General features: G+C 70.3%; 11 protein-coding genes and 2 pseudogenes. 9 read left to right on the top strand and 4 right to left on the bottom strand.

The window, feature by feature from the left end:
* Positions 1 to 29: 29 nt before the first annotated feature.
* From F0L68_RS45550 to F0L68_RS34135, 7 genes and pseudogenes are all read left to right on the top strand, one after another.
* Positions 30 to 1418, top strand: a pseudogene (locus F0L68_RS45550) (amino acid adenylation domain-containing protein); the annotation flags it as partial.
* Positions 1398 to 1736, top strand: a complete 339-nt coding sequence (locus F0L68_RS45545; RefSeq protein ID WP_438672342.1) for a phosphopantetheine-binding protein — start codon at positions 1398 to 1400, stop codon at positions 1734 to 1736. The pseudogene F0L68_RS45550 and the gene F0L68_RS45545, both read left to right, overlap by 21 nt.
* Before the next feature lie 78 nt (positions 1737 to 1814).
* On the top strand, positions 1815 to 3284 hold the full coding sequence (locus tag F0L68_RS34155; protein ID WP_188316983.1) for an amino acid adenylation domain-containing protein: 1470 nt from the start codon (positions 1815 to 1817) through the stop codon (positions 3282 to 3284).
* A 2-nt stretch (positions 3285 to 3286) separates the two neighbouring features.
* Positions 3287 to 3493, top strand: coding sequence for an MbtH family protein (locus tag F0L68_RS34150; RefSeq protein ID WP_149854021.1), 207 nt, complete (start codon positions 3287 to 3289; stop codon positions 3491 to 3493).
* Between the two features lie 83 nt (positions 3494 to 3576).
* A complete protein-coding gene (locus F0L68_RS34145; RefSeq protein ID WP_149854020.1) occupies positions 3577 to 4035 on the top strand; it encodes an SRPBCC family protein in 459 nt (152 codons plus the stop codon).
* A gap of 52 nt (positions 4036 to 4087) precedes the next feature.
* Positions 4088 to 4393, top strand: a pseudogene (locus F0L68_RS43880) (type II toxin-antitoxin system PemK/MazF family toxin); the annotation flags it as partial.
* A gap of 360 nt (positions 4394 to 4753) precedes the next feature.
* Entirely contained in the window at positions 4754 to 7189 is a 2436-nt protein-coding gene (locus F0L68_RS34135) for a C40 family peptidase (protein WP_149854018.1), read from the top strand.
* 24 nt (positions 7190 to 7213) lie between these two features.
* On the opposite strand, the gene F0L68_RS34130 is transcribed toward F0L68_RS34135, so the two are convergent.
* From F0L68_RS34130 to F0L68_RS34125, 3 genes are read right to left on the bottom strand one after another with little or no spacing between them, the layout of a single operon-like run.
* Positions 7214 to 8776, bottom strand: a complete 1563-nt coding sequence (locus F0L68_RS34130) for an AfsR/SARP family transcriptional regulator (RefSeq protein WP_188316982.1) — start codon at positions 8774 to 8776, stop codon at positions 7214 to 7216.
* Complete coding sequence (locus F0L68_RS42815; RefSeq protein WP_188316981.1) at positions 8770 to 9201, bottom strand: hypothetical protein; 432 nt, start codon at positions 9199 to 9201, stop codon at positions 8770 to 8772. The genes F0L68_RS34130 and F0L68_RS42815 overlap by 7 nt, the downstream gene beginning before the upstream one ends.
* A gap of 2 nt (positions 9202 to 9203) precedes the next feature.
* Complete coding sequence (locus tag F0L68_RS34125; RefSeq protein ID WP_149854016.1) at positions 9204 to 9644, bottom strand: hypothetical protein; 441 nt, start codon at positions 9642 to 9644, stop codon at positions 9204 to 9206.
* A 320-nt stretch (positions 9645 to 9964) separates the two neighbouring features.
* Between F0L68_RS34125 and F0L68_RS34120 the strand changes: the two genes are divergently transcribed.
* Both F0L68_RS34120 and F0L68_RS34115 read left to right on the top strand, forming a co-directional pair.
* Positions 9965 to 11407 (top strand): BTAD domain-containing putative transcriptional regulator, encoded by a 1443-nt coding sequence (locus F0L68_RS34120; protein WP_188316980.1) that lies wholly within the window; start codon positions 9965 to 9967, stop codon positions 11405 to 11407.
* A 264-nt stretch (positions 11408 to 11671) separates the two neighbouring features.
* A complete protein-coding gene (locus F0L68_RS34115; protein WP_223199379.1) occupies positions 11672 to 12181 on the top strand; it encodes a YybH family protein in 510 nt (169 codons plus the stop codon).
* A gap of 58 nt (positions 12182 to 12239) precedes the next feature.
* Here the strand turns inward: F0L68_RS34115 and F0L68_RS34110 are convergent, their stop codons facing one another.
* Positions 12240 to 12470 carry a hypothetical protein gene (locus F0L68_RS34110; RefSeq protein ID WP_149854014.1) on the bottom strand — a complete coding sequence of 77 codons (231 nt, stop codon included), beginning with the start codon at positions 12468 to 12470 and terminating at the stop codon, positions 12240 to 12242.
* Positions 12471 to 12593: the final 123 nt, after the last annotated feature.

The raw sequence follows: 12593 nt of genomic DNA, 5'->3' as shown, positions 1-12593 counted from the left end.
ATCCGGCCCCGATCGGCGCCCCCGCCACCGTGCCGGAACTGATCGCGAGGATCGCCGAGCGGAAGCCGGACGCGATCGCGATCCGCGACGGCGACGACGAGATCACCTACGCGGACCTGCTGACGCGCGCGAGCCGCTGGGCGCGGGCGTTGCAGGCACGGGGAGTCCGGCGCGGCGACTTCGTGGCCGTGGTGCACGAACACTCTGCCGACCTGCTGCTGGCCACGGTCGGCAGCTTCCTGGCCGGCGCGGCCGTGGTGTTCGCCGACCCCGCCCTGCCGCCGGCCCGGCTGACCCGGATGCTCGGCAGGCTCGGCCACGGGCAGTTGATTACCACCACGGCCGGTCCCGTGCCGGACTGGCCCACCCTCAACGCCGCCGACGTCGCCGACCTGGCCGCCGAGATCACCGACCCAGGGCTACGGCCGCACGACCTGGCGTACGTGATCCACACCTCAGGCTCGACCGGCGAGCCGAAGGCAGTGGCCGTGTCACACGCCTCGGCCAGTCACTACTTGCGTTGGGCGGCAGGCGAACTCGGGCTGGGCGACGGCCCAGTCCCGCTGTACGCGACGATCGGCGCCGACCTGACGGTGACCAGCCTGCTCGGCCCGCTGGTCGCCGGGGGCACGGTAGTGGTCGTGCGCAGCGTGGACAACCGGGTGGCGTTGAGCGGCGCGCTCGCCGCGCCGATCAGCTACGCGGCGGTCAAGGCCACCCCGAGCCACCTGCGGATGATCGCCGCGAGCGGCGGGGCGGACATCGTCGCCGGGACCAGGGTGCTGATCTCCAGCGGCGAAGCCCTGGCGGGCGAGGACGTCGCCTGGGCGGTGGAGGCGTTCCCCGGCGTGCGGATCGTCAACGAGTACGGCCCGACCGAGGCCACCGTGGGCTGCACGGCATGGGACACGGACCCGGCTGTGGGCGGGCCGGTGTCGATCGGGCGGCCGATCGCCGGGTCCAGCATTCAGGTGCTGGACCCGACCGGCCAGCCGGCCCCGGCGGGCACCCCCGGCGAGGTCTACATCGGCGGCCCCCTCGTGGCGTGGGGCTACCTCGGCGATCCGGCGAGGACCGCGGACCGGTTCGTGCCCGACCCCTTCGCCCAGGAACCGGGCGCCAGGTTGTACCGCACCGGCGACCTCGGCCGCTGGCTACCCGACGGCACCCTGGACTACCTCGGCCGGCTGGACGACCAGATCAAGATCAACGGCTACCGGGTGGAGCCCGGCGAGATCGTCGCGGTGCTCACCGAACATCCCGACATCACCAGCGCCGCAGTGATCGTCCACGAAGGACACCTGGTCGCCTATCTGACGCCGAACGTGCCCCATGACTGGCGCGAGCACGCCGCCCGACTGCTGCCCGCCCACATGGTGCCCGCGGTCGCCGCCGCCGTGCCCGAACTGCCCCTCACCGCGAGCGGCAAACTCGACCGGTCCCGGCTGCCCCAACCATCCGCACCCACCGTCGCAACACCGTCCCGCGCGCCGAACACCCCACTGGAACAGGCCATCGCGGACATCTGGCAAGACCTGCTCGGCGTCCCCGAAGTCGGCGCCCACGACGACTTCTTCGGGCTGAGCGGCCATTCGCTGACCCTGATGCAGATGGTCGTGCGGGTGTCGGACGTGGTCGGAACACGGCTACAGCTGCTGGACGTGCTGGCAGACCTGACGGTGGCAGGAGTCGCGAAGGTGGCGCAAACGCAGCTCGCCGGGAGCACGGACGACTGACCATCGAGTCGATCACGATTCCGCAGTAGGCAAGGGAAAGGCCGTCCAGTGACCAGACCAGTATCTGTCGGCAGGTCGGTGCCTGACCTGATCGAGCGGGCCGCGGCAAACTCCTCGGGCAAGGCCGCCGTGATCACCAGCGAACGGACGGTGACCTACGACGTCCTGTTCGACCGGGCTCGCCGGATCGCTGGCGCACTGCGGGAACACGGTGTGCGTCCGGGCGACATCGTGGCGGTGTGCACGCGGCGGGATCCCGACTATGTGGCGAGTGCGCTGGCGGTGTGGTTCGCCGGAGGCGCGTTCATGCCGCTGGACCCGGGACTCCCCGAGGCGCGCAAGGAGTACATGCTCACGACGGCGGGTGTGCATGTCACGCTCGCCAAAGGGGACGTGGATCCCTCACCCAGCATGAAACTCCTTGACGTGGAGCAGGCGTGGCAGCACGAGCCGCTCCTGGACCCAGCGGCCGTCAAAGCCGACGACCCGGCCTTCGTGATCTACACGTCCGGTTCGACAGGCAGGCCCAAGGGGGTCGTACTGACTCACCGCGGCCTCGCCGGGACCATCAACGCGTTGCTCGCCCGACCGGTACTGCGCGCGCGTCCGGTCGGACTGGCCGTGTGTGCGCAGACCTTCGACGTATCGGTCTTCGACATGATGTACACCCTCGCGTCCGGGGGGACAGTGGTGCTCGCCGACCCCGAGGAACGGGTGGATCCGGATGCGATCGCCGGCCTCGTGCGGGACCACGGGGTCGGCTGGGTCGCGGCGACGCCGACCTGGATGCACATGCTGGTCACCCTCCGCCCGGACTGCCTGCGCGGCGTACTGGCGATCTGTGCGGGCGAACTGCTCACCTCAACTCTGGTCTCGCTGCTGCTCGACGCCGGCGCGGTGGTGTGGAACGCGTACGGGCCAACGGAAACCACGGTCTTCACCGCGATCCATGAGCTGCCCGAAGCCATCACCGGGGCGGCGCCGGTCGGTCGGATGCTGGCCGGGGAGATCGCGATCATCGTCGACGACAACGGCGAGCAGTGCCCGCCCGGTGAACCAGGGATGCTCTACATCGGCGGTTGCGGTGTCGGGCTCGGGTACGTCGGCACCGAGGCCAACTCGGCTTCGTTCATCGACGATCCGGTGTATGGCAGGCTCTATCGCACGGGCGACATCATCAGCCAGGACGAGACCGGCCTCATGCGCTTCATCGGCCGCGACGACGACCAGGTCAAGGTCCGTGGTTTCCGGATCGAGTTGGGGGAGCTGGAGAGCGCCGCGCTGGAACACTCTAGGGCCCGCAACTCCGCCGCATGGGTCTTCGACGCCCCTGTGCTTGGTCCGGTACTCACGCTCGCCGTCCAGATGGACGACTTGGACGCGGAAGCCCCCGAGGCCACGCTCAAGAGAGAGTTGACCGACGTCCTCGCCGCCCGCCTGCCCGAGTACATGCTTCCCGGGCGAACAGTGCTCCTTGGCGATTGGCCAACCAACCCCAACGGCAAGACCGACAAAGCCGCGCTGCGCGCTCTCATCGACCAGGAGTAACCATGCCCGATGCCGCCGAGCCCGAATACACCGTGGTGGTCAACGACGAGGAGCAGCACTCCATCTGGTCGGTCGGCAGGCAGGTACCTGCCGGCTGGCGGGAGATCGGCGTGAACGGCTCCCGCCAGGAGTGCCTGGACCGCATCGAACAGCTGTGGCCGGACATCCGCCCACTGAGCGTTCGTCGTCGCCTCGGCGATCCTCAGTAGGACCGGGAATCCAGCAAACATGAGGTGATCGACACCAGCATGCGTCCGACGTAGCTGGACGTGGCTGGACGTAGAGTCGCTGTATGACGCGCTTTGAGACCACCACCGGTATCGCGGCGCCGCCGCAGCGCGTCTTCGATCTGTCCCTGGAGGTCGAGGTGCACACTGCCTCGATGGCCGGCTCCGGCGAGCGGGCCATCGGGGGCGTCACCTCCGGCCAGATGAAGCTGGGCGACACGGTCACCTGGCAAGCCCGGCACTTCGGCCTGTGCTGGCGGATGACCTCCCTCATCAGCGCCTACGATCCTCCCGGCTACTTCGTCGACGAGCAGGTCACGGGTCCGTTCGAGCGCTGGCACCACGCCCACCATTTCGAGCCGGACGGGAACGGCGGAACCGTCATGCGTGACGTCATCGACTTCGCCGCTCCGCTTGGACCGTTGGCGGCCATCGCCGAATTCGTCGTGCTCAACCGGTATATGCCCCGGCTTATCCGTATCCGCAACGATCACGTTAAGGCCGCCGCTGAGGCGGCCAACTGAGCGAGGACATCACTCACCATGCCCACCGTGGCCCTGAGAACTAGGAGGACAGATGCGGCGAGGCGAAATCTGGTGGGCTGAGTTCGACGAGCGACGGCCTGTTGTGCTGCTGTCCGGGGAAGGTCCATCCGGCTTCCGTGCGATGCAGGTTGTCGCCCCGGCGGATACCGACATCTCTGACCTGGGACTCGAAGTCGCAGTCGGCGTCCAGGAAGGACTGCCCTTTGACGGCGTGCTGCGGTTCGGGTTTCCGTGGCCGGGCTATACCCCGTGTACCTGGCTGACAACCTTGCGCCGGGATGACCTGATCGAGCGGGCAGGCGCGGTGTCCGCCGCCAAACTCGACGAGATCGACGACGCCCTGCGTGCCAGCGAGCAAAAAGCGGAGTGGTCCCCTGCCACAGCGGCCAGGCTCAGGGAGATCAAAGACTCTCTTCGCCGGCGGGCTCAGGCAGAAGGAACTGACACCCAGCCCATGCCTCCTGGCGGACCAGTTCCGGCGTGCGGGACCGCAGCACCCGCGAGTGAGGCATCTGGTGGGTCTCCACCTCGTCGAGGGTGAGCTCGAACTCCCAGCGCCGACACTGGCGGACCAGTGGGCGCGCCGCCCGCCAGATCGACGCCAGACCCGCGCCAGGCCGCCCGGCGAGACTGCGGTGGCCTCCGTGTGCGGGTCCACCCGCACACGCGGTCCCGAGTCCCGAGGAGCAGACGAACCTTGTTCAGACACAGAAGATCCCGCCGCGCGGGCGCCGCGACCAGAGCCGCCGCGGCGCTGGTGGCCGCGCTCTCCTGCACCGGTGCCCTGTTGGTGGGCCTCGCCGGGATGGCGCAGGCCGACACCAACGGCCCGTTCCCGGCCAAGACCGCGATCGACGGACGCGGCAGCATGAACCCGGACGACCGGGTGGTCCCCGACGCGTACGTCGCCGGCGCCGCCGTCTACCTCACCTGCCAGGACACCGGCCCCGCCGTGAACGGCAGCACCACCTGGGATTACACCACCGACCGCCTCTGGATCCCCGACACGTACGTGAAGACCGGCGTGGACGGCTTCGTCAGCGGGGTGCCCCGGTGCCTGGCGATCGGCGTCGATGGTCACGCCAACGCCGGCTCGCCGCAGGGCCCCTACCCGGCCAAGGCTGACATCGACGGCCGAGGCAGCATGAACGTCGACGACCGGGTGCGCACCGACGCCTACCTCCAGGGCAGCGGCATCTACCTGAAGTGCCAGGACACCGGCCCCGTCGTGAACGGCAGCCCCATCTGGGACTACACCGCCAACGGCTACTGGATTCCCGACACCTACGTGAAGACCGGCGCCGACGCGTTCATCCCCGGCGTGCCCCTCTGCTCGTCCCTTGGCATCGACGGGCACGCGGCGGGCAACGCGGGTGGCGGCCGCCAGTTCTATGCCAAGACCACGCTCAACGGCTACGCGGGCAAGAGCCTGTCCAGCGCCAAGACGGTCGACAGGTACGCGGGCGGCAGCTACGTGACCATCGTCTGCCAGGCCTACGGCGAGACCAACTACGGCGGCTCGGCCATCTGGGACCGGACCACCGACGGCCTGTGGGTCGCCGACTACTACGTCAAGACCAACTCCACCGGCTTCGTGCTGGGCCGCTGCGACAATGACGGCCCCGCAGGAGGCGGCGGCTCCGGCAGCTACCTCGTCGAGACCACGCTCAACGGGTACGCGGGCAAGAGCCTGTCCAGTGCGAAGACCGAGGACAAGTACCCGGGCGGCAGCACCATCGCGATCGTCTGCCAGGCATACGGGGAGTTCAACTACGGCGGATCCGCCGTGTGGGACAAGACGACCGACGGCCTGTGGGTCGCCGACTACTACATCAAGACCGGCGCGACCGACATCGTGCTGGGCCGCTGCGACAACGACCCCAAGCCGACCGGCGGCGACTCCGGCAATCCCAGCACGCCGACGTCGCCGCCCCCCGGCAGCGTCCAGTCCTCCGCGATCCGCAACACCATCGTGGCCGCCGCCAACAGCCAGCTCGGCCTGCACGAGTGGGGTGACAACTGCAACCCCTTCGGCCGGGACGGCGTGAAGTGCGGCGACCCGTGGTGCTCGATGTTCGCGAGCTGGACCTGGCGGCAGGCCGGCATCGACGTCTACCTGCCCTACAGCGGAGACTTCTACTGGTGGGGCAAGCAACACGGCACGCTGCGCGCCAAGAACGAGGTCCAGCCGGGTGATCTCGTGCTGTTCGGCAGCGGCCCGAGCAGCAGCAACCACGTCGGCGTGGTGGTCGAGGTGCAGCCCGACGGCCAAATCATCTCCGTCGAGGGCAACTGGGGCAACAAGGTCTCTCGCGTCGGACCGTACAGCGCGCTGTTCCCGTCGCCGACCCACGAGAACATCTTCGCCGTGGTGGCCCCGGTCGACGACCACCCGTCCCAGCTGAAGGTCAACCCCGCCTACACCGAGGCGATGAATCGCTACATCAACCCGTACCTCGACGGCGATCACGCCCACGGGCATTTCCAGGTCGGCGGTGGCGGCGTCGATTCCGACCTGTTCCTGGCCCGCGCGGTCATCCACGGCGGCGACAACGTCAGCGAGTTGTTCACCATGGACCGGGACGGCTGGTCGGACAAGGTGGTCGACTCGGGCCGCGCGGTCATCGCCTGGGAACCCAAGTCCGGCCAAGTCGGGCTCGACGTGAGTCAGTCGTGCATCAGCGGAGTCAGTGCCGGGTGCAAGTCCCCGCTCGACATCAAGAACACTGGTGTGGACGGCATTCCGCTCGGCACGGAGTGCGGCACGGACGGGTTCCCGCATCCGTGGTGCAACGCTCACTACGACTACAACAAGGTCGGCGTGAGCGGCGGCGCGGCGGGGGTGTTCGTCCGGTATCAGCTCGCCGACTCCTACACGAGCATTCCCGCGATCGGCGGCTGGGGCAACGTCGGCGCGATCGACGGCACGATCAACATCATCCAGGACAGCAACGGCTACTTCCGGGTCAGTCTGACCTCTGACCAGTACCCGTCCTGGGAGATCATCCGCGTCCCGCACTACAACACGACAGGCAACTACGAGACGCACCTGTTCGGCACGCGCGAACAGAGGACGTTGAGGTACCTGGACACCAGGGCGTTCGGTCAGGTCACCAGCACCTGGAACGGCTGAACCCGGGTCGTGCGGCGGGCTGGTTCAGCCCGCCGCACGACAGAGTTCCTGCGGTGTGTGGGTGTCCCTTCCGGAGAGCTCGGCGACCAGGTCGCCGAGCGGGAGGGCCGGGTCAGCGACGAGCCTCGCCCCCGCGTCCCGGAGGGCCAGCGGCAGCCGACCGCACAGCCTCGCCAACGCCCCGGCGGCCTTCGGGGCGGCGGACACCCGGTCCGCGCCGATCATGTCGGCCAGCAGGCGCACGGACTCCAAGCCGGACAATGGTTCGACGACCACGGCCCGCGCCCCGTCCCTGGCGACGAGCCCGCTGAGCCGGGACCGGCCGGTGACCAGGACGGCGCAGCTCCCGGTGCCGGGCAGCAGCGGGCGCACATGGTCGGCGTCGGCCGCGTTGTCCAGCACGACGAGGACGCGTCTGTCGGCCAGCAGCGAGCGGTACAGCCGCGCGCGACCCTGCTCGTCCTCGGGAACCTCCGCCGCGCCGACCCCAAGGCTGCGCAGGAGCAGGCGCAGCGCGTCGGCCGCCGGCATGGGCCGGCGGCTGTCGCCGTGCAGGTCCATGAAGAGCTGGCCGTCGGGGAAACCGGCGCGCACGCGATGCGACCAGCGCACCGCCAGAGCCGTCTTGCCGACACCCGCAGGGCCGGTGAGGACCGCGATCGGCAGGCCGTCCCCGCAGTCGCGCAGCGCGTCCAGCCGGTCGAGCGCGGCGCGGCGGCCGGTGAATCCCCTGACGTCGTGCGGAAGTTCGGCGGGAACCTGCCGCCGAGGCGAGCCGGTCCGCGCGTGGACGTCCTTATCGCACAGCACGTCCTGGTGCGCCTGCCGGAGTCGCGGGCCGGGCTCGACGCCCAGCTCCTCGACCAGGACCCGGCGGGCCTCCCGGTACTCCGCGAGCGCGTCGGCCCTGCGGCCGGCCCGGTGCAGCGCGGTGATCAACAGGGCCCGCGCCTGCTCGCGCAGCGGCTGCGCGGCCACCAGCTCACGAAGCTCGTCGACGATGTCGGGGCGCGCCCCGACCGCCAGGCTCACGGCGGCGCGCCGCTCGACGGTCTCGTCGCGGCGGTCCTGCCACAGCCGCGCGTCCACGCGGTGCATGGTCTCGGAGCGCACGTCGGCCAGCGCCGGCCCGCGCCACAGCGCGAGCGCCCTGCCGAGCAGGTCGGCCTCGGCGTGGTGGTCTCCGCGCGCGGCCGCCCGGTCCGCCGCGGTCCGCAGCTGATGGAACAGCAGCGCGTCCACGCGCGCCGGGGCCAGGTCGAGGAGGTAGCCGCGGTTGTCGCTGCGCAGCACGCCCGCGCCGAGCAGCCGGCGCAGCCGCATCACCAGGCTGTGCACGGTGGCCCTGGCCGAGGGCGGCGGCCGGTCGCCCCACAGCCGGTCGGCGAGTTCCTCGACGGTCACCGGCTGGCCGGCCAGCAGCGCGAGCGCGGCGAGCACGATCCGCTGCTTGTCCGAGGTGACGGGCACGACCGAGGAGCCGTCGGTGAGCTCGAACGGGCCGAGCAGCGCGACAGCCCAGCAGCCGGGGCCGCCAGGACGGTCGTCCTGGCGGCCCCGGCCGGCCGACGTCGTGTGGGTCAACACCGCCAGTCGGTGAATCCAGGAGCGGACTCGTTCCAGAGGCCGCCCCCGCCTCGCGTGCACCTGTCCAGCGTGTCGGTGCCGTCCGACCACATCTCCACCGCGTTGGGCAGGCAGAACTCGCCGCGCCACCCGTCACCCTGGACATCGACGAAGGCGCACAGGACGTACCCGGTGTGCGTCGCGCGATAGCCGGCCCACACGTAGGCGTAACCCCAGTTCTTGCCGCAGCCCTTGAACTGCTTGACCGACACGGCGGTGCCGCCGTCCCGGTCGATGTAGGCGGTCTGACCGATCTGCACCACGCTGGCGCAGTCCGGGTTCGTCTCCGCGTATGCGGGAGCCTCGACCGCGATCAGCGAGCCGACGGCCAGGGCGACCAGCACGGCGATTCGGCTGGCTGCCCTGGCGAACCGGGGGAGTCGCATGGTCAGCACCGCTGGCTGGTCTCGGCCGCCGCCACGTCCGGGAAGAACCCGATGGCAGTGGTGCACACGTTGAGCGTGTCGGCGCCCGAGGACCAGATCTCGACCGTGTTGGCGCCACCGCACTGGAGGTCCACGAGGTGGCCACCGCTGCCGTCGTGCGAGACGACGGAGGTGCACAGGTCGTTGTAGCTGTGGTTGGAGCGGTAGCCGGACCAGACGTAGGTATAGGCCCAGTTCTTGCCGCAGCCCTTGAACTGCTTCACGGAGGCGGCCGTCTCGCCGTTGACGGTGATGTAGGCGGTGCTGCCGATCTGCGTCGTGCTGGAGCAGCCGGGAGCGGACTCCGCGGACGCCGGGCCCGCCACCGCGATCATGGAGCCGACGCCGAGCGCGGCCAGCGCCGCGACCCTGGCGGCGGTGCGGGCGAGCGGGGAGAACTTCACGAGGGTTCCTCTCGTCGATGTGGCGCACGGCGTTCGCCGCCGTCGGCCACCAGGCTCGAACCCGGCGGTATCGGACGGGAAACGCCCAGCTCAGAGAGGTTGTCCGGGCGAGGCGATGCCGAGGCGATACCGGATGATGGCGAGGCGATGGCGGCTGGGGCGCGGAGCGTCCCGCACGATGCGCGACACGATTTGGTTCGCGGGGGAAGGGCGATCGTGATGATCAACACCTGGGTTCGAGCGGGCGCGGATCCGCGACGTAGGGTCGAGTTGTGTCCGAGGAAGCCCATTCCCCACTTCGCTACCGGGTTCTTGGACCATTGGAGGTCCGTACCGTCGACGGCTGGCAGCCCGTGTCCTCGGCACGTCAGCGGCTGCTGCTGGCCCTGCTGATCGCGGAGGCTGGGCACGTCGTGCCCATCGACCGGATCATCGACCACCTGTGGCCCGGCACGCCGCCGGCGAGCGGAGCCAAGGTCGTGCACACCTATGTCGGTAGGCTGCGCCGCGCCATCGGCGACACCGACGGCAGCCTGGTGGTCACCCGCCACCCCGGCTACCTGCTTGCGGCCTGTCCGAACGAGATGGATTCCCTGGCCGCGGCCGAGGTCCTGCGCGCCTACCGGAGGTCCGACGCGGCGACTCCGTCGCACGAGGCGGGCTGCCGCTTGGACGCCGCGCTCAACCTGTGGCGGGACGAGCCGTTCCGGGACGTGCCCGAGCATCCGGTGCTGGACCAGTACCGCGCCACGCTCACCTCGCTTCGCCTCGACCTGCTGGAGGCCAGGGCCGATGTCGGCCTCGCCGTCGGCGACACCGGCGGGCGACTGATCCACCTGCTGGGTGAAGCCACGGCGGCGCACCCGCTGCGGGAGTCGCTGTGGGCACGCTACGTGCGGGTGCTGCACGCCGCGCGGCGGCGGGCCGACGCGCTCCAGGCATACCAGCAGGCGTACCACATCCTCCGCGACGAGCTCGGCGTCGAGCCCGACGACGAACTGCGCCGGGCACACCAGGAGGTGCTGGCGGACCGGGAAGTGCTGCCGGACCAGGAAGCGCTGGTGGACCAGGAGATGCTGGCTGACGGCGACGCGCTGCCGGACCGGGAGGACGCGACCGTCATGCCGGTGTCGTCGGCGGCTTCCGCCGCGGACGCCGGAGCCGGTGTCGGGCGCGTCGGTCGGTGGTGGCGTTGGTCTCCCACTCGCTTGGCGTCCGTCGCCGCCACGGCTGCCGCGGTCGTCGCGTTCGCCGCGGCGAGCCGGCAGGTCGCCAGGCCGGAGCCGCTTGAGCAGGCGCAGCCGGCACCGGCCGCGACACCGGCCACCGCGAACCTCTCCGCCTCGGGTCCGTCCGGCGTCGCCTCGTCCGGCGCTGCCACCGTCGGGTCGGGACCGCTGGTTCCCGGTGACGCGAGTGTGCTCGTCGCCGACACGACCTACCCCGACGGGAGCGAGGTGCAGGTCAGTTCGCGGTTCGTGAAGATCTGGACGATCCAGAACGCCGGCACCGTGTCCTGGCGCCACCGTTACCTCCGCGCGCAGCCTCCGGACCCGGGGGGCGCGCCGAGCGCCTGCGTCGTCCCGGAGCGGGTCGCGCTCGACGATGTCGGTCCCGGCGGCAGGATCCTGGTGTCAGTGTCGGTGATCGCTCCCGACCATCCGACTCAGTGCCTGGTGAGGTGGAAGATCGTCGACGAGTTCGACAGGCAGTGCTTCCCGAACAGGCGGCCGGTGTTCTTCTTCGTCAACGTCGTCGAGTAGGACGCCGAGGGCGACGAGCACCTTGTGCCGCACGCGTCATTGTGCCGGGAGCCGGGTGCTAGAGCGAGTTCGGTGCCAACGCGCTTTCCAGTGCTACCAAGCATCTCCCGCCTAATCGGGCGGCTTGAGCCTGGGAACAAGTCCAGGCGGCCTGGCCAAGGAGTCGCCGCGCCACAGGGTTCAACGCTGTCGACACGCCGAACTGAGCATGCCTGGCCAGGTGAGCATCCCTTGCCGCACTGACCAGCGAAGTTGCCTGTTCCGGTGACCCTGCGCCCCTGGGCTACCTACTCGCGCGGCTCGTGCGGCCCGTTCATCGCCAGCCCTTGCCGCCGGACGGGCCCTACTGCGGTTCGGCGAGCACGAGCGCCAGCAGACCGGGTTTACCACGCGTTCAATCGGCGCGACCTCGCCGTGCTCCGCCAGGTATGGAGCGCGGATCCGTTGGCGCAGCTCAACAATCCGCTCGGCGGGCTCCTGCGCGGCGGTGACGCGATCGCCGAGCTGTACGCGCGGGTGTTCGACGGCCCGGCGCGGGTGATGGTGACCTTCGGCGACATCGTCGAGTACGCCGACGACACCCATGCCGTGTTCGCCGGTCGGGAGACCGGCACCTTCACGGGACGCGATGGCGCGGAGCTGCCGCTGGCGATCCGCACCTCGCGCTACTTCCGCTATGACCCGGCGGCCGGCCGCCGGGCGATGCTGCACCACCACGGCAGCATCGACGACCCCGTCGCCCTGCGCGCCTACCAGGACGCGGTGGCCGGGTGACAGGCCAGGCGGCCGGCGGGACCGCAAGGGAGCCAGGCGAGCTGCCGGGCGCGCGGCCTCAGCGGTTGGGCGTCAGGCACAACAGCGACGCGGGATCGGACCCCCTGGCCGGCAGGCTCGCGGTGACATCGCCGGCCCGCCAACCCGCGACGGCCTCGCACCGGGCGGCGTCGGCGGTGTTCTCGAGCCGCGCCACCACCTGGTAGTGGTCGCCCTTGACCCACGGCAGCGAACACGGCTCAAGGTCCCACGGACCGTTGCCGTCGGGATCCCACGCCGGATAGAACACGCAGTCGCCGGCGCTAGCCCCAAGGCCGTGAAGTTTGCGGGTGTGCGGTGCTGTCAAGCCCGCTGAAACAGGCAACGGAGTCCCTGCTAGAACGGTGTCGACCAAGAGCACCGAACAACAGAA

It is taken from the genome of Solihabitans fulvus, assembly GCF_008386585.1.
Taxonomy (GTDB): domain Bacteria; phylum Actinomycetota; class Actinomycetes; order Mycobacteriales; family Pseudonocardiaceae; genus Solihabitans; species Solihabitans fulvus.
This window is presented reverse-complemented; position numbering and strand designations above follow the sequence as displayed.

Bases quoted from the DNA above. Each gene is read 5' to 3' on its own strand.
- F0L68_RS34150 (WP_149854021.1), top strand. From the start codon at position 3,287: ATGCCCGATGCCGCCGAGCCCGAATACACCGTGGTGGTCAACGACGAG.
- F0L68_RS34145 (WP_149854020.1), top strand. From the start codon at position 3,577: ATGACGCGCTTTGAGACCACCACCGGTATCGCGGCGCCGCCGCAGCGC.
- F0L68_RS42815 (WP_188316981.1), bottom strand. From the start codon at position 9,201: ATGCGACTCCCCCGGTTCGCCAGGGCAGCCAGCCGAATCGCCGTGCTG.